Origin of the sequence: Comamonas sp. 23 (assembly GCF_049601575.1) — a bacterium.
GTDB classification, from domain to species: domain Bacteria; phylum Pseudomonadota; class Gammaproteobacteria; order Burkholderiales; family Burkholderiaceae_C; genus Comamonas; species Comamonas squillarum.
Window position 1 is genome coordinate 2,698,458 of record NZ_CP187127.1, and the last position, 25,675, is coordinate 2,724,132.

The 25,675-nt window shown below is 63.6% G+C and carries 22 protein-coding genes and 1 tRNA gene; 16 read left to right on the top strand and 7 right to left on the bottom strand.

Annotated features, from left to right (window positions below):
- Positions 1-24: 24 nt before the first annotated feature.
- The 4 genes from smc to ACPEE1_RS12150 all read left to right on the top strand — a co-directional run bounded on the left by smc (position 25) and on the right by ACPEE1_RS12150 (position 7,923).
- Complete coding sequence (smc, locus tag ACPEE1_RS12135) at positions 25-3,552, top strand: chromosome segregation protein SMC (protein ID WP_116925721.1); 3,528 nt, start codon at positions 25-27, stop codon at positions 3,550-3,552.
- Between the two features lie 23 nt (positions 3,553-3,575).
- Positions 3,576-4,709, top strand: coding sequence for a cell division protein ZipA C-terminal FtsZ-binding domain-containing protein (locus ACPEE1_RS12140; RefSeq protein WP_423932864.1), 1,134 nt, complete (start codon positions 3,576-3,578; stop codon positions 4,707-4,709).
- A 153-nt stretch (positions 4,710-4,862) separates the two neighbouring features.
- Complete coding sequence (ligA, locus tag ACPEE1_RS12145) at positions 4,863-6,956, top strand: NAD-dependent DNA ligase LigA (RefSeq protein WP_423932867.1); 2,094 nt, start codon at positions 4,863-4,865, stop codon at positions 6,954-6,956.
- A gap of 160 nt (positions 6,957-7,116) precedes the next feature.
- Positions 7,117-7,923, top strand: a complete 807-nt coding sequence (locus tag ACPEE1_RS12150) for a hypothetical protein (RefSeq protein WP_423932869.1) — start codon at positions 7,117-7,119, stop codon at positions 7,921-7,923.
- Positions 7,924-8,030: 107 nt separating this feature from the next.
- Here ACPEE1_RS12150 and ACPEE1_RS12155 read toward each other — a convergent pair whose 3' ends face one another.
- The 3 genes from ACPEE1_RS12155 to ACPEE1_RS12165 form a co-directional block, all read right to left on the bottom strand.
- Entirely contained in the window at positions 8,031-8,579 is a 549-nt protein-coding gene (locus ACPEE1_RS12155) for a hypothetical protein (protein ID WP_423932871.1), read from the bottom strand.
- 14 nt (positions 8,580-8,593) lie between these two features.
- Positions 8,594-9,205: an NUDIX hydrolase gene (locus ACPEE1_RS12160; RefSeq protein ID WP_182341455.1), complete on the bottom strand. Its 612-nt coding sequence runs from the start codon at positions 9,203-9,205 to the stop codon at positions 8,594-8,596.
- Between the two features lie 86 nt (positions 9,206-9,291).
- Positions 9,292-9,990, bottom strand: coding sequence for a fumarylacetoacetate hydrolase family protein (locus tag ACPEE1_RS12165; RefSeq protein WP_116925715.1), 699 nt, complete (start codon positions 9,988-9,990; stop codon positions 9,292-9,294).
- Positions 9,991-10,181: 191 nt separating this feature from the next.
- On the opposite strand from ACPEE1_RS12165, the gene maiA reads away from it, so the two are divergent.
- The 7 genes from maiA to ACPEE1_RS12200 all read left to right on the top strand — a co-directional run bounded on the left by maiA (position 10,182) and on the right by ACPEE1_RS12200 (position 16,115).
- A complete protein-coding gene (maiA, locus tag ACPEE1_RS12170) occupies positions 10,182-10,853 on the top strand; it encodes a maleylacetoacetate isomerase (protein ID WP_116925714.1) in 672 nt (223 codons plus the stop codon).
- A complete protein-coding gene (locus ACPEE1_RS12175) occupies positions 10,850-11,731 on the top strand; it encodes a polyphenol oxidase family protein (RefSeq protein WP_260719589.1) in 882 nt (293 codons plus the stop codon). The genes maiA and ACPEE1_RS12175 overlap by 4 nt, the downstream gene beginning before the upstream one ends.
- A 133-nt stretch (positions 11,732-11,864) precedes the next feature.
- Complete coding sequence (locus tag ACPEE1_RS12180) at positions 11,865-12,176, top strand: helix-turn-helix transcriptional regulator (RefSeq protein WP_182341446.1); 312 nt, start codon at positions 11,865-11,867, stop codon at positions 12,174-12,176.
- A gap of 29 nt (positions 12,177-12,205) precedes the next feature.
- On the top strand, positions 12,206-13,519 hold the full coding sequence (locus ACPEE1_RS12185; RefSeq protein ID WP_182341443.1) for a type II toxin-antitoxin system HipA family toxin: 1,314 nt from the start codon (positions 12,206-12,208) through the stop codon (positions 13,517-13,519).
- 126 nt (positions 13,520-13,645) lie between these two features.
- Entirely contained in the window at positions 13,646-14,074 is a 429-nt protein-coding gene (locus ACPEE1_RS12190) for a PaaI family thioesterase (protein ID WP_116925711.1), read from the top strand.
- 82 nt (positions 14,075-14,156) lie between these two features.
- Entirely contained in the window at positions 14,157-14,660 is a 504-nt protein-coding gene (locus ACPEE1_RS12195) for a GNAT family N-acetyltransferase (protein ID WP_182341440.1), read from the top strand.
- A 48-nt stretch (positions 14,661-14,708) separates the two neighbouring features.
- Complete coding sequence (locus ACPEE1_RS12200) at positions 14,709-16,115, top strand: MFS transporter (RefSeq protein WP_182341436.1); 1,407 nt, start codon at positions 14,709-14,711, stop codon at positions 16,113-16,115.
- On the opposite strand, the gene ACPEE1_RS12205 is transcribed toward ACPEE1_RS12200, so the two are convergent.
- Entirely contained in the window at positions 16,112-16,393 is a 282-nt protein-coding gene (locus ACPEE1_RS12205; protein ID WP_232539346.1) for a hypothetical protein, read from the bottom strand. The genes ACPEE1_RS12200 and ACPEE1_RS12205 overlap by 4 nt on opposite strands.
- Before the next feature lie 62 nt (positions 16,394-16,455).
- Between ACPEE1_RS12205 and ACPEE1_RS12210 the strand changes: the two genes are divergently transcribed.
- The 3 genes from ACPEE1_RS12210 (at position 16,456) to phbB (ending at position 20,642) form a co-directional block, all read left to right on the top strand.
- On the top strand, positions 16,456-18,213 hold the full coding sequence (locus ACPEE1_RS12210; RefSeq protein WP_182341433.1) for a PHA/PHB synthase family protein: 1,758 nt from the start codon (positions 16,456-16,458) through the stop codon (positions 18,211-18,213).
- Between the two features lie 138 nt (positions 18,214-18,351).
- Entirely contained in the window at positions 18,352-19,533 is a 1,182-nt protein-coding gene (locus tag ACPEE1_RS12215) for an acetyl-CoA C-acetyltransferase (RefSeq protein WP_260719586.1), read from the top strand.
- 371 nt (positions 19,534-19,904) lie between these two features.
- Positions 19,905-20,642: an acetoacetyl-CoA reductase gene (phbB, locus tag ACPEE1_RS12220; protein WP_182341426.1), complete on the top strand. Its 738-nt coding sequence runs from the start codon at positions 19,905-19,907 to the stop codon at positions 20,640-20,642.
- A gap of 55 nt (positions 20,643-20,697) precedes the next feature.
- Here phbB and ACPEE1_RS12225 read toward each other — a convergent pair.
- The 3 genes from ACPEE1_RS12225 to ACPEE1_RS12235 form a co-directional block, all read right to left on the bottom strand.
- Positions 20,698-20,771 (bottom strand) — tRNA-Gly (locus ACPEE1_RS12225).
- Between the two features lie 76 nt (positions 20,772-20,847).
- The gene (locus ACPEE1_RS12230; protein ID WP_232539345.1) at positions 20,848-21,414 is read right to left on the bottom strand and encodes a GAF domain-containing protein; all 567 of its coding nucleotides are present in this window, start codon (positions 21,412-21,414) and stop codon (positions 20,848-20,850) included.
- Between the two features lie 198 nt (positions 21,415-21,612).
- Complete coding sequence (locus tag ACPEE1_RS12235; protein ID WP_260719585.1) at positions 21,613-22,206, bottom strand: IMPACT family protein; 594 nt, start codon at positions 22,204-22,206, stop codon at positions 21,613-21,615.
- A 216-nt stretch (positions 22,207-22,422) separates the two neighbouring features.
- Here ACPEE1_RS12235 and ACPEE1_RS12240 point away from each other — a divergent pair, with 216 nt between their 5' ends.
- Together ACPEE1_RS12240 and ACPEE1_RS12245 are read left to right on the top strand one after the other, a co-directional pair.
- A complete protein-coding gene (locus tag ACPEE1_RS12240) occupies positions 22,423-22,605 on the top strand; it encodes a hypothetical protein (protein ID WP_021028080.1) in 183 nt (60 codons plus the stop codon).
- Positions 22,606-23,008: 403 nt separating this feature from the next.
- Positions 23,009-25,522, top strand: coding sequence for a YgiQ family radical SAM protein (locus tag ACPEE1_RS12245; protein WP_116925704.1), 2,514 nt, complete (start codon positions 23,009-23,011; stop codon positions 25,520-25,522).
- Positions 25,523-25,675 lie beyond the last annotated feature (153 nt).

Sequence of the window (25,675 nt, forward strand, 5' to 3'; positions counted from 1 at the left end):
CCCATCCAAGAGAAAACGAGCACTGTGCGCCTCAATTCCATCAAGCTTGCTGGCTTCAAATCGTTTGCGGAGCCCACCAATTTCATGCTGCCAGGGCAACTGGTGGGCGTGGTCGGCCCCAATGGCTGCGGCAAGTCCAACATCATGGATGCGGTGCGCTGGGTGCTGGGCGAGTCCAAGGCGAGCGAGCTGCGCGGCGAGTCCATGCAGGATGTGATCTTCAATGGCACCACGCACCGCAAGCCGGCCAGCCGCTCCAGCGTGGAGCTGGTGTTTGACAACAGCGACCACCGCGCCGGCGGCCAGTGGAGCCAGTACACCGAAATTGCGGTCAAACGCGTGCTCACGCGCGACGGCAGCAGCAGCTACTTCATCAACAACATGCCGGTGCGCCGGCGCGATGTGCAGGACGTGTTTCTGGGCACGGGCCTGGGCCCGCGCGCCTACGCCATCATCGGCCAGGGCACCATCAGCCGCATCATCGAGTCGCGCCCCGAAGAGCTGCGCCTGTTTCTGGAAGAGGCCGCTGGCGTCTCCAAGTACAAGGAGCGCCGCCGCGAGACCGAGAACCGCCTCAACGACACACGCGAGAACCTGACCCGGGTCGAGGACATCCTGCGCGAGCTCAACGCCAACCTCGACAAGCTGGAGAAGCAGGCCGAGGTGGCGGCCAAGTACAACGCGCTCAATGCCAGCGCCACCTTGAAGCAGCACCAGCTGTGGTTCCTGAAACGCAGTGATGCCGAGCAGGAGCAGGAGAAGGTGCGCATCGATGGCCTCAAGGCCGTTAATGACCTGGAGTCGCGCCTGGCCGATCTGCGCCATGTCGAGGCGGACCTCGAGACCATTCGCCAGTCGCACTATGCCGCGGGCGACATCGTCAACCAGGCGCAGGGCAAGCTCTACGAGGCCACGGCCGAAGTGGGCCGGCTCGAAGCGGAGATCCGCTATGTGGTCGAAGGCCGCCAGCGCGTGGAAAACCGACTGGTGCAACTGGCCGAGCAGATTGCGCAGTGGACCGTTCGCAAGGACGAATCCGAGGCCGAGCTGGAGAACCTGGCCGGCCAGGGCATGGATGCCGAAGAGCGCGCCGAGATGCTGGCCGCCCAGCTCGAAGAGCAAAACCTGCAGCTGCCCGATATGGAAGAGGCGCTGCGCCTGGCCCAGCAGCGCGCCAATGAGCAGCGCAGCTCCGTCACCCAGGTGCAGCAGCAGATCCAGGTGCTGGCCGCAGAGCAGCGCAGCCTGAACGAACAAAGCCGAGGCCTGGAAGTGCGCAGCGAGCGATTGCGCAGCGACCGCAATGCGATGGCCGCGCCCGACGAGACCCGCCTGGCCAACCTGCAGCAGCAAAACGAGGAAGCAGCCGAGGCCGCCGAGATTGCCGAAGGGCGCCTGCTGGAGCTGCAAGACAGCGTCCCCCAGCTCGATGAGGCGCGGCGCAGCAAGCAGCAGCAGGTCAACCAGGAAGGCGCCAAGCAGGCCGATCTGTCGGCGCGGCTCGAGGCCCTCAAGGCCTTGCAGGAAAAGGTCAAGACCGACGGCAAGCTGCAGCCCTGGCTGGCCAAGCATGGGCTCGATGGCCTCCAAGGCCTGTGGAGCCGCATCCAGGTCGAGCCCGGCTGGGAAAACGCCCTCGAAGCGGCATTGCGCGAGCGCCTGGCTGCGCTGGAAGTCAGCCGCCTCGATATGGTGCGCGGTTTTTTGGGCGCAGGTGCCCAGGATGCGCCCCCCGCCCGCCTGGCTTTCTACAGCGTGCCCCAAGCTCCGGCCGCAGCTCCTGCTGGCAAACTCGCGCAGCTGTCCGACTTGCTGCGCGTCCATGATGCCGGCCTGCGCGCCGTGCTGGTCGATTGGCTGAGCGGCTGCTACACCTGCCCGAGCCTGGACGAGGCGCTGGCCCAGCGCAGCCGCCTGCAGGCGGGTGAAACCATTTTTGTGCCGACCGGCCATTCGGTCAGCCTGCACAGCGTGAGCTTTTATGCGCAGGACTCCGAGCAGTCGGGCATGCTGGCCCGGGCCCAGGAAATTGAACACCTGGAAAAGGAGCTGCGCGCCCAAGCGCTGATTGGCGAAGAGGCGCGCAATGCGCTGGTGCGTGCCGAGAGCGCCTACGCTGATGCCTCGCAGCGCCTGGTGGCCGTGCGCGCCGAGGCTGCGCAAACCCGCAACCGCGCCCATGAGCTGCAGGTCGAGACCTTGCGCCTGACCCAGTTGGCCGAGCAGGCCCGGGCCCGCACCGCGCAGATCGACACCGACCTGGGCGAAGTGGTGCAGCAGCTCGAAGAGATCCAGGAGCGCCGGATTGCGGCCGAGGCCCGCTTTGAAGAGCTGGACATGCAGCTGGCCGACAGCCAGGAGCGCCATGCCCAGCTCGATGAGACCGTGTATGAGTCCGAGCGCAAGCTGGCCAGCGCCCGCGAGCAGCTGCGTGCACTGGAGCGCCAGTCGCAGGAAGCGGTGTTTGGCCAGCGCAGCATGGAAGCGCGCCGCGCCGAGCTCAACCGCACGATGGAGACGGCGTTGCAGCAGGCCAAGGCCCTGGGCGATGAACAGCTGCGCGCGCAGGAGGAGCAAAAGCGCCTCAACGACGCGGCCGCGCAAGGCGGCCTGCAAGATGCGCTGAACCTGAAGATGGAGCGCGAGAAGGACCTGGCCGCGCGCCGCAGCGAGTACGACGACCTGACCGCCCGGCTGCGCAGCAGCGATGAGCGCCGCCAGCAGTTTGAGCGCGAGCTGCAGCCGCTGCGCGACCGCATCACCGAGTTCAAGCTCAAGGAGCAGGCCGCGCAACTGGGCCTGGAGCAGTACACAACCTTGCTGCAGGAAGCCCAGGCCGATCTGGAGGTCATTGCCGCCTCGGTCAAGGACGGCCAGGTGCGCCTGACCGGTCTGCAAGGCGAGATTGACCGCCTGCACCGCGAGATTGAAGCGCTGGGCGCCGTCAATCTGGCCGCGCTCGATGAGCTCAACCACGCCCGCGAGCGCAAGACCTTCCTCGACTCGCAGATGGACGACCTGACCCAGGCCATGACAACCCTGGAAGACGCGATCAAGAAGATCGATGCCGAAACCCGGCAGCTGCTCTCGGGCACGTTTGACACCGTCAACAGCCATTTTGGCCGCATGTTCCCCGAGCTCTTTGGCGGCGGCCAGGCCAAGCTGATCATCACCGGCGACGAGATTCTGGACTCGGGCGTGCAGGTGATGGCCCAGCCGCCGGGCAAGAAGAACCAGACCATCCATCTGCTGTCGGGCGGCGAGAAAGCGCTGACCGCGATTGCGCTGGTGTTTGCGATCTTCCAGCTGAACCCGGCGCCGTTCTGTCTGCTCGATGAGGTGGACGCGCCGCTCGACGATGCCAATACCGAGCGCTATGCCAAGCTGGTGGCCTCGATGAGCCGCAGCACGCAGTTCCTCTTCATCAGCCACAACAAGATCGCGATGGAGATCGCCCAGCAGCTGATTGGTGTGACAATGCAGGAGCAGGGCGTCTCGCGCATTGTGGCCGTGGATATGGAATCTGCCTTGTCGATGGCCGATTCGGCGTGAAAGATTTTTAAAAACGAAGTCGTATGAGTAATTTTCAACTGGCGTTGGTGATCACCTTTGGTGTCATTCTGGTTTTGTACATCGCCTACAACACCTGGTCGGCACGCCGCAACGAGCCCAAGAAACCCCGGCCCGAGGAGCCAGGCCACACCGGCGACTCCGAGCTGCGCTACGAGCCCGGCTTTGATGGCCGCGCGGCATCGTCAGCCACCGGTGACCCGGTGCTCGATGCCCAACTGGGCGGCCAGGGCCCCCGCCTGAGCGGCCACAGTGCCGATGCCTTTGGTGCAGGCGCGGTGGCACGCAGCGGCAACCCCGGCACCTACCTGGGTGACCGCCAGCAGATTCTCGACCCGCTCACCGATGCGATTGCCACCATCCACACCGACGGCATCGTCTCCGGCAATGCGGCCATCGCAGCCATGCCCAGCAGCTTTCGCGCCGGCAACAAGGCCTTCAACATCGAAGGCCTGAACGAGACCAGCCAGACCTGGGAGCTGCCACGCGCCGGCGCCCGCTACACCGGATTTCAGGCCGGCGTGCAGCTGGCCAACCGCCATGGCCCGATGAACGAGATCGAGTTTTCCGAGTTCGTCACCAAGGTCCAGCAGTTTGCCGACAGCATCGGCGCGGCGCACGACACGCCTGACATGCTGCAGGAAGTGGCCCGTGCTCGCGAACTTGACGCCTTTGCCAGCGAGCATGATGCGCAGCTGGCCTTTATGCTGCGTGCCAAGCGCGCCTCCTGGAGCCCCGGCTATGTGGCCCAGGTTGCGGCCAAGCATGGTTTTGTGCCGGCTGGCCCTGGCCGCATGGTGATGCCTTCGGGCATCGAGCAAATGCCTGCCATATTGGCGCTGACCTATGACGCGCAGGCTGCACTGGCCGACGATCCGGAAGCCAGCGCCTTGCGCGATGTGCTGCTGAGCCTGGATGTGCCCCATGTGGCACGCAGCGAAAAGCCCTTCGACAAGATGCGCACTGCCGCCGAGGCGCTGTGCGCCGAGATGGACGGCGTCATCTGCGACCAAAATGGCACGCCCCTGCCGATTATGGTGGTGGACCCCATCGCCCAGGATCTGGAAAACTTGTACGACCAGCTCGAGCAGCGCGACCTGGCAGCGGGCTCGCTGGCTGCACGGCGTTTGTTCAGCTAAGCCGCACCCGTTTTGCCAAAGGCTGCCTGTGCAGCCTTTTTTGCGTTCTGGGCGCCGCTGTTTACGCAATGAATGCGCGGCTTTGGCCGTATAGTCGCAGGCATCAGACCACGCAGAGCCCCGCGCTTTGCCAGATTTTCGGAGTCAAGCCGCATGGCTGAGAATATTGATCTTTTCGCGTCGCCCGCTGGTGACGCCCCACAGGATGCTGCCGCCCAGGTGCAGGCCTTGCGTGCGCAGCTGGTGCAGTGGGCGCATGAGTACTATGTGCAGGACGCGCCCACAGTGCCCGATGGTGAGTACGACCGCGTCTACCAGCAGCTCGAAGCGCTGGAAAAAGCCCACCCCGAGCTGCTGAGCCCGGACTCGCCGACCCAGCGCGTGATCGGCGCGATTCTGGAAGGCCTGACCCCCGTGCGCCATGCGGTGCCGATGCTCAGCATCCGCACCGAGACCGACAACGAAGCCAGCGGCGCGCAGGCCTTTGATGCGCGCATCCGCAAGGAGCTGGGCCTCGATCCCAGTGACCCGCCGGTTGAGTATGTGGCTGAGCCCAAATTCGATGGCCTGGCGATGAACCTGCGTTACGAGGGCGGGCGCCTGGTGCAGGCCACGACGCGCGGCGATGGCGAAGTGGGCGAGGACGTCACCCACAATATCCGCACCATCCGCCAGATACCGCTGCAGCTGCGCCAGGATGCCGCCGTGCCACCGGTGCTGGAGGTGCGCGGCGAAGTCTATATGCGCCGCGATGATTTTGACGCGCTCAACCGCAAGCAAGAAGCTGCGGGCGGCAAGACCTTTGTCAACCCCCGCAATGCGGCCGCTGGCGCGGTGCGCCAGCTTGACTCCAACATCACCGCCCGGCGCCCGCTGTCGTTTTTTGCCTATGGCCTGGGTGAGGTGACGCCGGTGGCCCAAGGCGGCATGCAGTGGGACAGCCACTACGCAATGCTGATGCAGCTGCGCGCCTGGGGCTTTCCGGTGGCGCCGCAGGTCTGCGTGGCCCAGGGTGCCGATGCGCTGGTGGCCTTTCACCAGCGCATGGGCGCTGAGCGCGCCAACCTGGGTTACGAGATCGATGGCGTGGTCTACAAGGTCAACAGCCGCGCGCTGCAGCTGGAGCTGGGCTTTGTCAGCCGCGAGCCGCGCTGGGCCGTGGCCCACAAGTACCCGGCCCAGGAGATGGTGACGCGGCTTGAAGGCATCGAGGTGCAGGTGGGCCGCACCGGCAAGCTGACGCCGGTGGCGCGTCTGGCACCGGTGTTTGTCGGTGGCGTCACTGTCACCAATGCCACCCTGTCCAATGTGTTCGACATCCGCAAAAAGGGGGTACGGGTGGGGGACGATGTCATCGTGCGCCGCGCGGGCGACGTGATCCCCGAGGTGGCGGCCCGGGTGCCTGGCCTGCGCTCGCAGTATGTGCCCAACTTCTCGATGCCTAGCCAATGCCCGGTCTGCGGCAGCGATGTGGTGCGTGAAAAAGGCGAGGCCAACCACCGCTGCACCGGCGGCCTGTTCTGCGTGGCCCAGCGCAAGGAGGCCATCCTGCACTATGCGCACCGCCGCGCGATGGACATCGAAGGTCTGGGTGACAAGCTGGTCGACCAGCTGGTCGACAGCGGCGTGATCCGCAGCCTGCCCGACCTCTACAAACTGGGCATTGCGACCTTGTCGGGCCTCGAGCGCATGGCAGAGAAATCCGCACAGAATGTGCTCGCGGCGCTGGAGTCCTCGAAGAAAACCACGCTGGCTCGCTTTGTGTTTGGCCTGGGCATTCGCCATGTGGGCGAATCCACCGCCAAGGACCTGGCCAAGCACTTTGGAGTGCTCGATGCCATCATGGATGCCTCGGTCGACGAGCTGCTGCAGGTGAACGACGTGGGGCCGGTGGTGGCCCATAGCCTGCACACCTTTTTTGCGCAGCCGCACAACCGCGAGGTGGTCGAGCAACTGCGTGCAGCCGGCGTGCACTGGGACGAAGCGGTGCCTGCCGAAAAGCCCGCGCAGATTCTGGCCGGCATGACCGTGGTGCTGACCGGCACCTTGCCCACCATGGGCCGCGATGAAGCCAAGGACCTGCTGGAAGCGGCAGGCGCCAAGGTCTCCGGCTCGGTGAGCAAGAAGACCCATTACCTGGTGGCCGGCGCGGACGCCGGCAGCAAACTGACCAAGGCCCAGGAGCTGGGCGTGACGGTGCTGGACGAGGCGGCGATGCTGCGGCTGCTGCAAAACGGCGCGCCTTGATCTGACCCAAAAGGCTGGTCCTTCAGCACTGCATGGCAGCGGATGGGGCCATAGGGATAGGGGGCTTTTTCTGACATCGCCACGCACCAGATGTCAATACGATGAAAAACGCCAGTGGCCGCTATCCGGCGGCCCTGCTTTTTTATGCAGAGGAGATGCCGTGAGCTATACCCTGAGACAAGTTCAGACCTTGCTGACCAAGCCTGAATTGGAATTGTTCCAAGCCAGCCGTGCCAATGCGATCAAGGATCTGACCGAGCGTCAGCTCAGCAGCAAGATCACCCGCAGCCGTACCTTGCGCGCCAAGTACCGCGATCTCTACCAACGCCAGTCGGTGAAAACCCAAAAGGGCCCGGCCGCCGCCCGCAGGCCCACTGGCAATGAGAACAGCCGCACCGAACTCAAAGCCGATGTGATGCAGGACGTGCTCGGCCGCTTTGAAGAGCGGCTGGCCAAGCTCCACGCTACTGCTGCCAAGAGTACGGCAGGCGCAGCGACCCAACGTGCAGCTGCCCCTGCGAAGGCGGTAAAAAAGACTGCAACCAAAACCGCTACAAAAACAGCAAGCAAGACCGCGACCAAGTCTGCAGCCAAGAGCGCGGTGAAAAAGCCTGCGACCAAGACGGCGTCCGCAACGCCTGCTGCCGCGCCGCGCAAAGCAGCCAAGACGGCTGTGAAGGTGCCCGCAGCCAAGAAGGCCGCTGCGGTCAAAAAACCAGCAGCCAAGTCCACCAAGGCCCCTGCGAAGAAAGCGGCAGCGGCACCGGCCAAAGCACGCAAAACCACCGCTGCCAATGCCGAGGTCGGCGGTAACGCAGCCGCTGCTGCGCGCGGCGCGGTGCCTACCCGCCAGCCGGCCGCGGCCAGCCGGGGCAACCCCATCAAGGCCCAGCCGGTGAACAAGAAAATCAAGGCCAGCGGCCAGTCCAAAACCCGGGCGGCACAGGCCAAGCGCGACAGCCGCTAAATAAGCAGCCCATCAAAATGCCGTAGCCACTTGGCAGTGGGTACGGCATTGTCGTGTCAGCGCGCGTTGCAGAATCACGCGCAAAGCAGGTGTGGTTCCCCTGCGACTCAGGGCTTAGGCTTTTTGGCCGCAGGGCTGGGTGCTGGGGACGGTTGCTGCGCCTTGGTATAGGCCTTGACCATCATCTCGCGCAGCAGGCCCGAGCTCGACTGCTGCATCATGCGGTTGATATCGGCCTGCTTGCTTTGCATCAGCTGCGCATGCGGCGATTGCGGGCCCTGGTCGAGCAAGGACTGCAGCTGGGCCTCGTTGAAATTCTGTGCGTAGGCGGCAGCCAGCTGCGTGTTCCAGCGCTTTTGGTAGTCGGCTGCGACCGAGCGTGTCGCTGCAATCATCGCCTGGCCCGCTTGCTGCTGGCCCATCTTGTCGATCAAGGCCTGGTACTCGGGCGATTTGGCCGCAATCTGCAAACCCACCTGGGGCAGGCTGTGGCCAAGCTTGTATTTCTCGACCAGGGCCAGCGCCATGTCCTGCAGCTTGGCGGCATGGGCGAGGCCTGGCAGCCAGGCGCTGCTGGCCGCCACGGCGGGCAGTACCAAGCTGCCCAGCAGGCGGCGGCGGATGGAGGAGGTGGTCGGGGTGAAGGTAGAAGTCATGGCTTGCACACTGGTCAGGAAGCGGCCGAGGTGGTGGACGCTTCGGTAGCCTTGGGGGGAACCAAGGGGCCGGCGGGTGTCTCCAGATCGATCACATGGATGCCGAATGCGCCGCGCTTGCGGTCTTCAAAATAGCGCTGCAACGTGACCTTGACGGTGCGAAAGGCGATCTGGTCCCAAGGAATCTCGGCCTCGCTGAAGAGCCGCGCTTCGATGGTCTCCCAGCCGGGCTTGAATTCGGTGCTTTGCAGCTGGGCCAGGTAGAACAGGTGTACCTGGCCGACATGCGGCACATTGACCAGCGAAAACAGCGGGCCCATCGCGATGTCGGCGCCCGCTTCCTCATCGGTCTCGCGCTCGGCGCCCTGGCCGGTGGTCTCATCGAGCTCCATGAAGCCGGCCGGCAAGGTCCAGTAACCTTTGCGTGGCTCGATATTGCGCAGGCACAGCAGCACCTTGTCGCCCATATAGGGGACGGTGCCCACCACGTTCAGCGGGTTCTCGTAGTGCACGGTATGGCAGGCCGGGCAGATCGCGCGGATCTTGGTGTCGCCGTCATCGGGCAGTCGGTGCTCAACGTGGGTGCCGCAGCGGCGGCAAAAATCAACGGGGGCGCGTGAGGTCATGCGGTCTATTGTGCGTCAAGGTCGCGCTGCTCGCGGCCAGGGACGAAAAAAAGCGCCACCGCAGCGGGTGGCGCGTTGTCCTGGCCTTACACCAGCTCGATTTTCAATGGGGGCAGGCCCGTCACGCCGCCTTCGAGCACATCGCCCTTGACGACTGCGGCCACGCCTTCGGGCGTGCCGGTGAAGATCAGGTCACCGGCTTGCAGCTCCCAGGCTTGCGAGATCACTTCAATGGTCTCGGCAATGTTCCAGATCAGCTTTTGCACATTGCTGTGCTGGCGTTCGGCACCGTTGACCTTGAGCCAGATCTCGGCGTTGTTGACATCACCGGCCTGGGCGGCGGGCACCAGGGCTGCGATGGGTGCGCTGCCTTCAAAGGCCTTGCCGATCTCCCAGGGGCGGCCTTGCTTTTTCATGTCGTTTTGCAGGTCGCGGCGCGTCATGTCCAGCCCCACGCCATAGCCCCAGATGTGCGCGGCGGCGTCCGCTGCAGCAATGTTCTTGCCGCCCTTGCCAATGGCCACCACCAGCTCGATCTCGTGGTGCAGGTTGCTGGTGAGCGTTGGGTAGGCGATCTGGCCGCTGCTACCTGTGGCCACGGGCACCACCGCATCAGCGGGCTTCATGAAGAAGAAGGGCGCCTCGCGGCCGGTAAAGCCCATTTCCTTGGCATGATCTTCGTAGTTGCGGCCCACGCAGTAGACGCGGCGCACGGGGAACAGCTGGTCGCTGCCTTGAACAGGTACGCCGGTGGGCGAGGCTGGAGGGATGACGTATTGGCTCATGCTGGACTTTGGTTGGAGGCGGGAGGAAACCGCCCGGTTGAAGCGGTGCCAAAAATTATGCGGCAAAACAAACCGCTTTGCAGGATCGCGGTCTGCGCCCATGCTGGCCCTGGCATGCCAGGCAACGCCAGCTGTCATGCGGGTGACTGGATGACCGGCTGCTGCAGCGCCCTGCGTTATGCTCGGTTGCCATGAAGCTGCACAACTATTTCCGCTCGTCCGCGTCCTACCGGGTGCGCATTGCGATGCAGGCCAAGGGCCTGGCCTATGACTATCTGCCGGTGCACCTGGTCAAGGCCGAGCACCGCGAACCCGCCTTTGCCAGCCATGTGGGCGACGCGCTGGTGCCCGCGCTGGAGACCGATGACGGCCTGTGGCTGAACCAGTCGCTGGCCGTGATCGAGTGGCTGGACGAGGCCTACCCGCAGACGCCTTCGATGCTGCCGGGCAATGCGCTGGCCCGTGCCCGCATCCGCGCGCTGGCCCTGCAGGTTGCCTGCGAGATCCACCCGATCAACAACCTGCGGGTGCTGGCCTACCTGACCGGCGAGCTGGGCCACAGCGATGCTGAAAAAACCCAGTGGTACCAGCACTGGTGCCGTACCGGGCTGGAGGCCTTTGAGCGCCAATTGGTGCTGCTGGCGGCCGAGCGCCAGGCGCAAGGCTTGGCGCCATCGCGTTTTTGCTGGGGCGATAGCCTGACGATGGCCGACTGCGCGCTGGTGCCGCAAATCTTCAATGCCCAGCGCTTCAAGGTCAGCCTTGACGGTCTGCCGCTGACCATGGCCGCCTATGAGGCCGCCATGGCGACGGATGCGGTGCAAAAGGCCCAGCCTGCCGCCTGCCCGGATGCCCAGCCATGAGTAGCGCTGCGTCCAACCACTTTCCCGCCGACTGGCTGCTGCCCGAGTGGCCCACGCCACCGGGTGTGTTTGCGCTCTGCACCACGCGCGCTGGCGGCGCCAGCGAAGGCCTGTTTGGCACCACCAACCTGAGCTTTAACGTGGGCGATGTTCCCGGCCATGTGCAAAGCAACCGTCAGCTGCTCGCCCAGGCCATGCAGGCGCTGGAGCAGCAGGCCGGCTACGGTGCCGACCAGGCCCGCCCCCGTCAGCCGGTATTTGTGCGCCAGGTGCATGGCAGGCATGTGCAGGTGCTGGGTGAAGGCGGCGGCGAGGAGCAGCCGGCCGATGCCAGCGTCAGTGATGTGCCAGGGCTGGGCTGCACCGTCATGGCAGCCGACTGTCTGCCGGTCTTGTTCTGTCACCAGCAGCTGCCGGTGGTAGGCGCCGCCCACGCCGGTTGGCGGGGTTTGCTGGGACAGGACGGGTTAGGGGTGCTGGAGAACTGCTTTGCGGCCTATGCCGATCGGGTGCGCCGGCAGGCGGGCCAGGCTGGCCTGAGCGATAACCAGATTGCCGCGCAGACCATGGCCTGGCTGGGTCCATGCATCAGCCAGCCCGCGTTTGAAGTGGGTGCCGAGGTGCAGGCCGCCTTTGTCGGGCCGGATCCGGATTGCGCGCCGCTGTTCGAACCCGGCGCGCCGGGCAAGTATTTTGCCAACCTGAGCGGGCTGGCCCGCTACCGCTTGCAGCGCTTGGGCCTTGCGCAGTTGTTTGGCAATGACGGCAGCCAGGACTGGTGCACCGTGGCCAACAAAGAGCGGTTTTTCTCGCACCGGCGAGATGGCTCACCCGGTGGGGGCACCGGGCGCTTTGCCGCTTGCATCTGGGTGGCCTAGGGGCTTCGTCATCGCTCAAGCTTTGCTCTCAAAGTACTCATTTATCTCAAAATGAGTACTTTGTGAATCTTTTGTAATGCTAAGTGTGCCATTTAATCTACTCATTTAATCAATAAAGAGTAGAATGTGCAGCATGACTACCCCCTTGATGGCCACCTTGGTGGCAGCCCGCAAAGCCCAGCAACTGACCCAGGCCCAATTGGCCGAGCAGGCGGGGCTCTCGCGCATGGCGGTGCAGCGCACTGAAACCGGCGATGTTGACCCGCGCTACTCGACCGTGGCCGAAATGGCCCGGGTGCTGGGCATGCAGCTTGTGGCAGTGCCGGCAGATCTTTTGCCCGCGCTGCAGGCCTTTATCCAGTCGGGCGGCAAGTTTTTAGGCCAGCCAACCGGTGCGGAGGCGCCACCTTCGGTCGTGGACAGCCTGGCCGGTCGCCAGCCCTGAAGGATGGCTTTGGGCAAGCCATGCACTGAATGAGCACCTCCATCCGCTACCTGCGTCTTTATATGCACTTGCCTGGCAGCATGGGCGGGGGGCGGCGCGCCATCGGCTACCTGTCGCAGTACGGCGATATCCTGCGCGTCTCGTTCGAGGACAGCTATATCGCGGATCCGGAGCGGCCTGTGCTCTCGCTCAGCTACCAGGGCGCGACGGAGGCCGACACCCAGCGCATCTTGCATGCCGCGCGCGATGCCCGGCTGGTGCGCACCGATGGGCGCTGGCCGGTCTATTTCCAGAATCTGCTGCCCGAAGGCCACAACCGCCAGCGCCTGGCCGCTGAGCGGGGCTGCTCCCCCGATGACGAGTTTGAGCTGCTGGCCGCTGCCGGACACGACCTGATGGGCGCGCTGGAGGTGGAGCCGGTGCCCCGCGACGAAGCCATTCCCGACGTGGTGCGCCATTGGCATACCTCGCAAGGCCTCGATGTGCTCGAACCCGGTTTTGTCGAGTTTCCGGTGGCCGATGCCGCGTCGCTGCCGGGCATCGTCACCAAGTTCAGCGCGGTGCAGGATGGCCGGCGCTACACCGTGCGCCGCCGGGGCGCGGCGGGCAGCGTGATCCTGAAGCTGCCCAGCACCCAGCACCCGGACCTGGTGGCCAACGAGTTCAGCTGCTACCAGCTGTGCCAGTCCTTGGGGCTGACGACGGCCGATGCACAGATCATCAGCCGCGCCCAGGCCGATCTGCCCGAGCAGCTGCCGTTTGACGAGATATTGGCCGTGCAACGCTTTGACCACCTGCCCGATGGCACACGCGTGCACATGGAAGAGTTCAACCAGGCGCTGGGCTATGCGCCGCGCCACAAGTACGGCAAGGGCCTGCAGCAGGACTGGCCGACGATGCTGCGCGTGCTCGACCGCTTGAGCCCGCAGCCTGTGGCCGATACCCGGGAGTTTCTGGCACGTACCGTGGCCGCGATCCTGATGGGCAATACCGATGCGCACCTGAAGAACTGGGCGCTGGTCTACCCCGATGGGCGCCAGCCGCGCCTGGCCCCCGTCTACGACTGTGTCTGCGTCGCGGCCTTCATCGACGGTTCGGCCCCGCAGCAGTATGCCGTCAACAAGGCCATTGACAGTAGTATGCGGGCGCTCAGCTGGGACGATGTGGCGGCCCTTCTGAAGGCCGCCGGTCTGCTGCGCGTGCCGCGCCATATCAGCCTGCTCAAGGACATGGTGCGGCAGGCGCAGAGCGCCTGGCCCGCCTTGCTGGCCCAAGCGCCTGCCGGCATGGCGACCGTGGTGCAGCAGCGTTTGCGCGGGGGCGTGGCCATCGCCACGCTGTAAGAATCGGTTCAGATGGCGCTCGCCAGCGTATTGCCCGACTGGCTGTCGCTTGTATGTCAGGGTTTGCCCCAGGGCAGCGCCCAAAGGCGGTATGCTCCATGCTTGCCTGTTGCTGGAGCCTGTGCTGTGCTGCCCTTTGAAGTTGAAATCCCCTTTGTCAGCCACCTGGGCTTTCGCTTGCACCGCTGGGAAAACGGCGAGGCGGAGCTGCATTACCGGGCCCGGCCCGAACACCTCAATAGCTACGAAGTCACCCATGGCGGTGCATCGATGACCTTGCTTGATGTGACGATGGCCCATGCGGCGCGCAGTGCCATCCCCGGCAGTGGCGCGGTGACGATTGAGATGAAAACCAGCTTCATGGCGCCGGCCAAAGGCGCCTTGGTGGCCAAGGGCAAGCTGCTCTCGCGCAGCAGCCGCATGGCGTTTTGCGAGGCCTGGCTCTATGACGAGCAGGGTGCCTTGTGCAGCCATGCAACGGGCACGTTCAAGTACGTGATGCCCGAGGTGGTGCAGTCTTTGCAGGCCGCCAAAAAGCAGATCAAGACCGACTGATTTCCACGCTCGCGCAATGGTGCGCGAGCGCGCAGCTGGGCCTGTGGCCACTGTCCCCAGGCCCTCGATAGATGGACAGAACATGCCAAAGCCTTCTTCAACAGTGGACCAGCTGAGCTGGTCCTTCCAGCCCTTCTCGGCACTCAATCTGCAGCAACTCTATGACCTGCTGCATGTGCGCTGCCAGGTCTTTATTGCCGAGCAGGTCGCCTTCCAGGACCTGGACTACAAAGACCAGGACGCCTGGCACCTGCTGGGGCGTGATGCGCAAGGCGTGCTCCAAGCCTATGTGCGGGTGCTGCCGCCGGGACTGGCCTATCCAGAGCCGTCGATTGGCCGCGTGGCCGTCATGCAGGCGATGCGCGGCACGGGGGCTGGCTGGGAGCTGATGCGCCACGCAATGGCCGAGACCGACCGCCTGTGGCCAGGCACCGCCATTCGCATTGGCGCGCAGGCCTATTTGCAAAAATTCTACGAAGGCTGCGGATTCGACGTTGTCTCCGAGCCCTATCTGGAAGATGGCATTCCCCACCTAACCATGCTCTACCCGGGCAAGCCCCAGGTGGTGGAAAGCGTCGCCATATGAAAACTGCCCATCCACAGATGCCGGTGATCTGCCGTGGCTGAGGCACGCATGCAACCGGCCTCGCTGAGCGAGGGTCTGCCCATGCCCGAGCGGCGCCTGGCGATGCTGGTCATTGTGCTGGGCCTGATCGTGGCCGTGCTCGATGGCAGCATCATGAACCTGGCCTTGCCCACGGTGGCCAAGGAACTGCAGGCATCGCCTGCCGAGGCGATCTGGGTCATCAATGCCTACCAGCTGGGCACCTTGGGCCTGCTGCTGCCCTTGGCCGCACTGGGCGAGCGCATTGGCTACCGCAAGGTCTACCTGGTGGGTCTCGTGTGTTTTACGCTGGCATCGGCCGTGGCCATGCTGGCCCAGTCGCTGTGGCTGCTGATTGCAGCGCGCGGCCTGCAGGGCATGGGCGCGGCCGGGGTGATGGCCGTCAATGCCGCACTGGTGCGCCTGACCTACCCGGCGGCCAAGCTGGGCAAGGGCATGGCGCTTAACTCGCTGGTGGTGGCCATCTCGTCGGTGGCCGGCCCTGGTGTGGCGGCATTGATTTTGTCGGTGGCCAGCTGGCCCTGGCTGTTTGCCATCAATGTGCCGCTGGGCATTCTGACCTTGTGGCTGGGCCGCAAGGCCTTGCCGCGCAACCCGCAGCAGCTGCTGGATGCACCGCATGCCAAGCTGACCCCCATCGATGTGGCGCTGAACTTTGCGATGTTCTCGCTGGTGTTTCTGGGTGCCGAGCGCATCGGCGCGCGCCATGGCATGGAGTCGGGCGGCGCGTCCGCCTCAGGCTGGCTGATGCTGGGCCTGGGCCTGCTGCTGGGCGCCTGGTATGTGCTGCGCCAACGCAAACTGAGCCTGCCTTTGCTGCCGCTGGACTTGCTGCGTATTCCCGTTTTTGCGCTGTCCATGGGGGCGTCGATTGGGGCCTTTGCAGCGCAGATGCTGTCCTTTATTGCGCTGCCTTTCTTGCTGCTCGATGCGCTGCAGCGCAGCCATTTTGCCGCCGGCATGCTAATGACGGCCTGGTCGGTGGCCATCGTGATGGTGGCCCCGCTGGCGGGCCGGCTGATTGGCCGGGTGGAAGACGGCCTGCTGGGCGGCATCGGCATGGCGATTTTGGCGATGGGCCTCTTGAGCCTGGCGCTGCTGCCGGTGGACCCGAGCGATCTCAACATCGGCTGGCGCATGGCCTTGTGCGGCCTGGGATTTGGGCTGTTCCAGTCGCCCAACAACCACACCATCGTGACCTCGGCGCCGCTGGCCCGCGCAGGCGCTGCCAGCGGCATGCTGGGCACGGCGCGGCTGACTGGGCAATCGCTGGGCGCTGTGCTGGTGGCCATCATCTTCACCTTGTGGCCAGTGGCCAGCGGCCATGGCACGACGGTGGCGCTGTATCTGGCAGCCGGCTTTGCCGCGATGTCGGGTGTGTTCAGCAGCCTGCGACTGCGGCATTCAGCGCATTAATGGCTATCGGGCGGCGGTGGGGCAGGGGCCTGTTGCGCCTCGGCTTCGGCCCGGTGGCGCATCCGGCGCCGCGCTGGCGTGCCGGCAATGAACAGCAGCAGACCCAGCGGCAGCGCGCCGTAGAGCATCAGGGTGAAAAAGGCGCCCAGCAGGCTGCCCTGGGGGCTGGCGGCCTCGACCACCGCCATCAACACCACCACATAAAGCCAGGCTATCGCTATCAGGTACATGCCCTGGAATTTACCCGAACTTGCAGCACGCCAGCACACGGCTGCCATTTTTTGCGCCTAAGATGCACACAAGCCCATGCCCGGCATGGAGCCTGTTCAGGGAGACGACGATGACGCAGCAACCGTATTGGGGACTGGGCAGCGACCAGTTCCAGCAACTCAGCCAGATGACCCAGCAATGGATGGAGCGCATGCAGTCCATGCAGACCATGGCATCTCCTTTCAATGCGGTAGGCGCACCTCAGGGCTTCACCGCCGGTCTGGGGGCCCTGCCAGCGGGCGCGCCCCCCGTCAGCTTTGATATGGAAAAGCTGCAGGCCATTCAGGCGCAGTACGCGCAAGCGGCCTTGGCGCTGTGGACCGAAGGTGCCAAGGGCGAGGTGTCCCTGCCCAAGGACCGGCGCTTTGCCGGCGACGCCTGGCAGCACAACCCTGTGTCGACCTTCACCGCCGCCAGCTACGCGCTGCATGCCAAAACCATGATGGACATGGCGGACGCCGTGCAAGGCGACGAGAAAACCCGCGCCCGCGTCCGCTTCGGCGTGGAGCAGTGGCTGGCAGCCACGGCGCCCAGCAATTTCCTGGCCTTCAATGCCGAGGCGCAGAAAAAGGCGCTTGACACCCAGGGCCAGAGCATTGCGCAGGGCTTGCAGAACATGCTGGCCGACATGCGCCAGGGCCATGTCTCGATGACCGATGAGTCGCTGTTTGAAGTAGGGCGCAATGTGGCCACCAGCGAAGGGGCCGTGGTCTTCCAAAATGAGCTGTTCCAGCTCATCGAATACAAGCCGCTGACCACCCAGGTCTATGAGCGCCCCATGCTGTTTGTGCCCCCGTGCATCAACAAGTACTACATCCTGGACTTGCAGCCCGACAACTCGCTGATCCGCTACAGCGTGGCCCAGGGCCACCGCACCTTTGTCGTCAGTTGGCGCAACCCGGATGCCAGTCTGGGGGGCAAGGGCTGGGACGACTATATCGGCGGCGCGGTGCTCGAGGCGATCGAGGTGGTCAAGGCCATCTCCGGCAAACCCCAGATCAATGCCTTGGGCTTTTGCGTGGGCGGCACGATGCTGGTCAATGCGCTGGCGGTGCTGGCCGCGCGCGGCGATGACTCGGTGGCCAGCGCGACCTTGCTCACCACCCTGGTGGACTTCCAGGACACCGGCATTCTCGATGTCTTCATTGACGAGAACTTCGTCAAGTTCCGCGAGCTGACCATGGGCCAGAACGGCCTGATGCCTGGCCAGGAACTGGCCTCCACGTTCAGCTTTCTGCGCCCGGTCGATCTGGTGTGGAACTATGTGGTGGGCAACTACCTCAAGGGCGAGACGCCGCCGCCTTTTGATCTGCTGTACTGGAACAGCGATTGCACCAACCTCCCCGGGCCTTATTACGCCTGGTACCTGCGCAACTTCTACCTGGAAAACAAGCTGGTGCAGCCTGGCGCGCTCAGCGTCTGCGGGGAAAAGCTCGATGTCGGCAAGATCGATATGCCCCTGTACATCTATGGCTCGCGCGAAGACCATATTGTGCCCATTGGCGCGGCCTACGCGTCCACCCAGGTGCTGGGAGGCGACAAGCGCTTTGTCATGGGTGCCTCGGGCCATATTGCCGGCGTCATCAACCCACCCGCCAAAAATAAGCGCAGCCACTGGCTGCGCGAGGATGGCCAATTGCCTGCCGACATCGACGCCTGGATCGACGGCGCCGACGAACTGCCGGGCAGTTGGTGGACAGACTGGAGCCAGTGGCTGGCCCAGCATGCCGGCAAAAAGGTGGCAGCGCCCAAAAGCTATGGCCGTGCGCGCACCGACTACCGGGAGCTCGAGCCTGCGCCTGGCAGCTATGTGCAAGCCAAAGCATGATTGGTAAGCCCCTAGAACAGGTTCTAGCAGTCTGGTTGCAATTTCTGCATCGCAATTCAAATGCTGCGGTGCAATAATTAGCATCGCATGGCCGTCAGAGACAACGGCATCCGTGCCCATTTTTTAAAAGGAAGAATCATGGAAGACATCGTCATCATCTCCGCCGTGCGCACGGCAGTTGGTAAGTTTGGCGGCTCGCTGGCCAAAGTGCCCGCGACGGACCTGGGTGCCACCGTCATCGAGGAGGCGCTGGCCCGTGCCAACGTGGGCGCCGACCAGGTCGATGAGGTCATCATGGGGCAGGTGCTGACCGCGGGTGTGGGCCAAAACCCCGCACGCCAGGCGATGATCAAGGCCGGTGTGGACAAGAAGACGCCGGCGCTGACCATCAACGCCGTCTGCGGCTCGGGCCTCAAGGCAGTCATGCTGGCAGCGCAGGCTGTTGGCCAGGGCGATGCCGAGATCGTGGTGGCCGGCGGCCAGGAAAACATGAGCCTCTCGCCCCATGTGCTCAACGGCTCGCGGGACGGCCAGCGTATGGGCGACTGGAAGATGACCGACACGATGATCGTCGACGGCCTCTGGGATGTGTACAACCAGTACCACATGGGTATCACGGCAGAGAACGTCGCCAAGGAATTTCAGATTGATCGCGACAAGCAGGACGCCTTTGCGCTGGCCAGCCAGCAAAAGGCAGCCGCTGCGCAGGATGCCGGCAAGTTTGACGAAGAAATCGTCACCGTGCAGATCCCGCAGCGCAAGGGTGACCCGGTCGCCTTCAAGGCAGATGAATACATCAACCGCAAGACCAATGGCGAAGCACTGGCCAGCTTGAAGCCCGCTTTTGACAAGGCTGGCTCGGTGACTGCCGGCAATGCCTCGGGCCTCAATGACGGTGCCGCCGCCCTGGTGATTGCCAGCGCCAAAAAGGCCAAGGAGCTGGGTGCTGAGCCGCTGGCACGCATTGTCGGCTTCGCCACCGTGGGCCTGGACCCCAAGATCATGGGCATGGGCCCCATGCATGCCGTGCGCAAGGTGCTGGCCAAGACCGGTTGGAAGGCCGAAGAGGTCGATTTGTTCGAGCTCAATGAAGCCTTTGCGGCCCAGGCCTGCGCCGTGAACCAGGAGCTGGGTCTGGACACCAGCAAGGTCAATGTCAACGGTGGCGCGATTGCGATTGGCCACCCCATTGGTGCATCCGGTGCGCGCATCCTCGTGACACTGCTGCACGAGATGAAACGCCGTGGCTCCAAGCGCGGTATTGCCGGCCTGTGTATCGGCGGCGGCATGGGCGTGGCACTGGCGGTGGAACGCGCCTGAGCGTTCACCGCCCCGCGTGCGCACAAACCGCCTCCCGAGGCGGTTTTTTGATGCGTTCCCGTAGCCGCTCAAAAGCGTTGCATGGCGCAGGCAGACGCATTCCTTTGCTGGAATCGATCGCCGTTGGTCTGTCATAAAAATACCTGACTATGGCTGTCTGCTTCGTGATAGGGTTTGCGCTGATGCGGCGCGAAAACGATCAAAACCGCGCGTTAATCTGGCGCGTTTCTGTTGCAATACCCGGTCAAAATCGCCGAAATTGAGAGGTACTGCAAGAATTTGTACGCTTGGCGTAAACGAGCGTTTGCACACCTCGTTTCTTGGTTACAGTGGTAGTGCACAAGCATTTCAAGCAAAACCAAGGAGATGTGATGAGTCAAAAAGTGGCCTACGTAACCGGCGGTATGGGAGGCATTGGGACGGCCATTTGCCAACGTTTGCACAAAGATGGATTCAAGGTGATTGCGGGCTGTGGGCCCACGCGCGATTTCCAAAAATGGTTGGGCGAGCAAAAGGCGCTTGGCTATGAGTTCCACGCTTCGGTCGGCAATGTCGGCAACTGGGAATCCACCGTGGAAGCCTTCGCCAAGACCAAGGCGGAGCACGGCAGCATCGATGTGTTGGTGAACAATGCCGGTATCACCCGGGACCGCATGTTCATCAAGATGACACCCGATGACTGGCAAGCGGTGATCGAAACGAACCTCAACTCCATGTTCAATGTGACCAAGCAGGTCGTCGCCGATATGGTGGAAAAAGGCTGGGGCCGCATCGTCAACATCAGCTCCGTCAACGGCGCCAAGGGCCAGGCGGGCCAGACCAACTACTCTGCCGCCAAGGCAGGCATGCATGGCTTCTCGATGGCCCTGGCCCAGGAGATGGCCGGCAAGGGCGTGACCGTGAACACCGTGAGCCCTGGCTATATCGGCACCGACATGGTCAAGGCCATCCGTCCCGATGTGCTGGAGAAAATCGTTGGCACCATCCCGATGAAGCGCCTGGGTGAGCCCACCGAGATCGCGGCGATCATCGCCTGGCTGGCATCGGAAGATGGCGGCTATGCGACTGGCGCGGAGTTCTCGGTCAATGGTGGTTTGCACACGCATTGATCATCCGGCCGCAGCCCATGAAAAACGCGCCTAGCAAGGCGCGTTTTGTTTTATCTGGAGCGGGTGATGGGAATCGAACCCACGTTATTTGCTTGGGAAGCAAGAGTCCTACCATTGAACGACACCCGCGAACCGGCCCATTGTAGCGCTAGAAGCCCCCGTTCTTGTCTCGGTGCTGCTCCATTGCTACAGCAGCTTTTGCAACTCAGTTTCCCTTCTTGCCAGGGAACGCCCAAGCCTGCTTTTTCTCATCGATTGGCTGCAGCTTCCATTTCTCGAGCTCGGCGTCGCGCGCGGTCTCGCGGCGCACATCGATGCGGCGTGCCGTGTGCTTGGCAACGACGGCGAGTTTTTGCAGATCGGTATCGCGCAGACTCGGGTCAGGCTCGGTGCTGAAGCAGCACAGGGTGCCGTAGATCTCACCATTGGCCAGCACAATGGGGGTGCTCAGGTGGGCGCCAACGCGGAAAGGGGTGGCAGGAAGTTTGGCCGACTCGATGTGCTCTGCCGCGTCATGCACCAGCGGCGGCAGGCGGCCGTCGAGCACGCATTGGCAAAAGGATTGCTCCAGCGAGGAGCCGCCTCCGGTTTCAATCAAGGCCTTGCCGGCGCTATGGTCCACATGCTTGAAGGTGCGCTGGCCATTGCGGATCTCCGAGACAAAGATCACATCCATTTTTAGATGCTCGCGCAGGCCGTGCAACACCTCTTTGACGTTCTGGTCAATCAGGTCGTCGGAGCCTTCGGCGGTGGCCACCAACAGCTCGCTCATCGATACTTCCAGTGCGTCAGGTGCGTAATCCCATAAATGAATCGCCATAGTTACTCTCGCTATTTCCATGCGCTACCCGCTAGCGCATACCCGTGCGCGTTTGATGATAACGGCACTGAAAAGCACGCGCATGTCTCGCCGCAGGACTGAATTACTCTTTTACATGGACGCGAGCGCACACGCGGCAGCCGGCCAGATTCAAGCCGGATCATCAAGCCAGAGGATGCGGCCCTGGCCAAGTTCATTCATCCGGGTGACAAAGTCAGGGGCGTGCGACGCGACCAACTCGATCTCGGCGAGCACATCATCGCCGTGGCTCACGTGCAGCAACTGTGCGTTGGCGCTGGCAACCTCGCGCCGCATGCCCCCTTCGAGCGCGTAGGGCAGGCGGCATTGCAGGCGGGTCATCGCCTGGCGCTCGATTTTTTCTGCTTTCAGCATCGCCTGGGCAATGGCGTCGGTGTAGGCCCGCACCAGACCGCCGGCGCCCAGCTTGACGCCGCCAAAATAGCGCACCACCGTTGCCAGGGCGCCTTCGATCTGCTGGTGGCGCAGCACATCGAGCATCGGGCGCCCCGCTGTGCCGCTGGGCTCGCCATCATCGACGGCGGCAGACTGCCCGCCCGCCATCAGCGCCCAGCACACATGGTTGGCGCCGGGGTGTTGCTCGCGCAGGCTTTGAACAATGACCAAGGCCTGTGCACGGTCCTGCACCGGCTGAACACAGCCGATGAAACGGCTTTTCTTGATGATCAGTTCGCTGTGAACGGGCTGGGCCAGGGTGTAGGGCATGCGTTGCGGGGAGAAGACGTTTGCTTACACTGTCATGCGTCAACGTCGCCTAGATGTCATGCGTTGGACACATATCATTGTTTCAATGACGGGAGCGCTCCAGTGATGGAGTGGCTTGCCGCAGCGGAGACCTCAGGCGCAGCCAGGCGCGAGTCTACCCCGATTTTTCCAAGAAGCATTCCATACCACCGACTGACACATTACCCGGGAGCGACCATGCAACACCAACTGCAAACCAATTTGGATTCCTTGAACAACCATGGGTTCGGACGTGCAGGTTTGGAGACGCCCGCCTATGTGACTGAAGTACTGGCAGCCCTGCCAACGACTCCCAGTGCCAATGACGATGGCAGCTATGTGGACCTGGCCCAACGCGTGCGCGAAGGCGGTGAGTGGTAAGGAGCTGAGCAAGAGCGCCAGGATTGGGTACCGGTTAAGAAACATCACTCGTATCGCGTGACCGCCATAGGCAGCTTGGGCTGCCTTTTTTATTTGCGGTGCAGCGCTTAGCCATGCGACAATGGCAAGCTATTTGATGCAGCGCAAAAAATGCGGTTTTAATACCCCATGCTGGTGGCCATAGCCCCCGCCAGCCAGGGGCCGGTGATTATCCCAGCCGGGCGCCGCGCTGCAATGCCTTGGCCGCCCTGGTCTGAACTGGGGCCTTGCCCCCGCAGATGCTTCCAAATACATAGCATCAATACCCGTACAAGTGCGCGCTACGGGCTATTTTTTTAGAATATCGGACCCCGCCACCCTGGCGCCGAGCCCCGCGTGCATTACTCCACGACTGTTGTTGCCCATGTCTGCCCCGATTGATGTTTCTTTTTTTGAACGTGCTGCCAAGCCGCTGACCAGCTACAAGCCGTACTGGGCCAAGCGCTTTGGTGCTGCGCCATTTCTGCCGATGAGCCGAGCCGAGATGGACCAGCTGGGCTGGGACAGCTGCGACATCATCCTGGTCACCGGTGACGCCTATGTGGACCATCCCAGCTTTGGCATGGCCGTGATTGGCCGCGTGCTGGAGGCCCAGGGCTTTCGCGTGGGCATCATTGCGCAGCCGGACTGGCAAAGTGCCGAGGCCTTCAAGGCGCTGGGCAAGCCCAACCTGTTCTGGGGCGTGACGGCGGGCAATATGGATTCGATGATCAACCGCTACACGGCTGACCGCAAGATCCGCTCGGACGACGCCTATACGCCGGGCGATGTGGGCGGCAAGCGCCCGGACCGCGCGGCCATCGTCTACAGCCAGCGCTGCCGTGAAGCCTACAAGGATGTGCCCATTGTGCTGGGCGGCATCGAAGGCTCGCTGCGCCGCATTGCCCACTACGACTACTGGAGCGACAAGGTACGTCGCTCGATCGTGGTGGACAGCAAGTGCGACATCCTGCTCTACGGCAATGCCGAGCGTGCGCTGGTCGAAGTGGCCCACCGCATTGCCGCGCGCGAGCCGGTGGAGAACATCACCGATGTGCGCGGCACCTCGTTTTTCCGCCGTGCATCGGAGGAGGGCTGGTTCGAGGTGGACTCCACGACGGTCGATGAGCCCGGTGAGGTCGAGCCCCACATCAACCCTTACATGACGACCAGCGAGCAGGCAGAAGCCCAGGGCCAAAGCTGCGCCAAGGAAGATGCAGAAAAGCAGGGCGCCAATGCGTCCGCTGCGGCTCCCGCCGCCGCCTGTGGCTCGGCTGCTGCCAGCGCAAGCGCGCCCACGCTGTCGAATGTGCAGCCGCTGCAGTTTGTGCCCAATCTGTCGCTGCGCCACAAATCCAAGATGCCGGCGCGCGACCGCACCGTGCTGCGCCTGCCCAGCTTTGAAGAGGTCAAGAGCGACCCAATTTTGTACGCCCATGCCAACCGCGTGCTGCACCTGGAAACCAACCCCGGCAATGCCCGTGCGCTGGTACAGGCCCATGGCGAAGGAGCCACGGCCCGCGATGTGTGGATGAACCCGCCGCCCATTCCGCTCACCACCGCCGAAATGGACTGGGTGTTCGGTCTGCCGTATGCCCGCAGCCCGCACCCGGCCTATGCCGACGAGAACGGCAGCCACGAAGGCGCGACCAAGATCCCCGCCTGGGAGATGATCCGCACCTCGGTCAACATCATGCGCGGCTGCTTTGGCGGCTGCACCTTCTGCTCGATCACCGAGCACGAAGGCCGCATCATCCAGAGCCGCTCGGAAGACTCCATCATCCAGGAGCTCGAAGACATCCGCGACAAGGTCAAGGGTTTCACCGGCACCATCTCGGATCTGGGCGGTCCCACGGCCAACATGTACCGCCTGGGCTGCAAGAGCCCGCAGATCGAGGCGGCCTGCCGCAAGCCCAGCTGCGTGTTCCCTGGCATCTGCCCGAACCTGCACACCGACCACGGTCCACTGATCAAGATCTACCGCCGCGCGCGCAAGCTCCCTGGCATCAAGAAGATCCTGATCGGCTCGGGCCTGCGCTATGACCTGGCGGTCAAGTCGCCCGAGTACATCAAGGAGCTGGTGCAGCACCATGTGGGCGGCTACCTGAAGATCGCCCCCGAGCACACCGAGGCAGGACCGCTGGGCAAGATGATGAAGCCCGGCATTGGCAGCTATGACCGCTTCAAGCAGCTGTTTGAAAAGTTCAGCGAAGAGGCGGGCAAGAAGCAGTTTCTGATTCCCTACTTCATTGCGGCCCACCCGGGCACTAGCGATGAGGACATGATGAACCTGGCGATCTGGCTCAAGAAGAATGGCTTCCGCGCCGACCAGGTGCAGACCTTCTACCCCAGCCCGATGGCTACCGCCACCGCGATGTACCATAGCGGCCGCAATACGCTCACCAAGGTGCGCCGCCAGATGCGGGACGAGGCCGAAGAGCGCGTCGATATCGTGCGCGGTGAAAAGCGCCGCCGTCTGCACAAGGCGTTCTTGCGCTACCACGATCCCAACAACTGGCCGCTGCTGCGCGAAGCACTCAAGACCATGGGGCGCTCGGACCTGATCGGCAATGGCAAGCAGCACCTGATCCCGACCTTCCAGCCGCTCGTCGATGGCAGCTACCAGAGCGCGCGCAAAAAGAACAGCACTGCCTCCAAGGGTGGCACCGGCCTGGGCTACACCACCAACAAAGACGGCAAGGCCGTAGCGATGGCGCCGCGCCGCCCGCAAGAGCAGCAGGAGCCCAAGGGCGATGTGCGCTTTCGCACTGCGCAGCCCAAGCCCGGCCAACTGTTGACCCAGCACAGCGGCTTGCCGCCAAGGGCTGGCGTGCGCGCCGGCGCAGGCAAGCCTGGGCAGGCCAAGAAGTCAGGCCCCGCGCGCAAGGGCAGCCGCTAAGACTGCGGCGTTGTTGCACTCAGATCGCCGCAAAGGCGCCAAGCGAAGGCTTGGCGCCTTTGTTTTTGGCCGGCTGGGGCGGAGGCCGCCACCAGCCAGCCTGCTGGAGCGATGGTCTGCACAACCCTTGCTCCATGGGACGGCCAAAGCCGG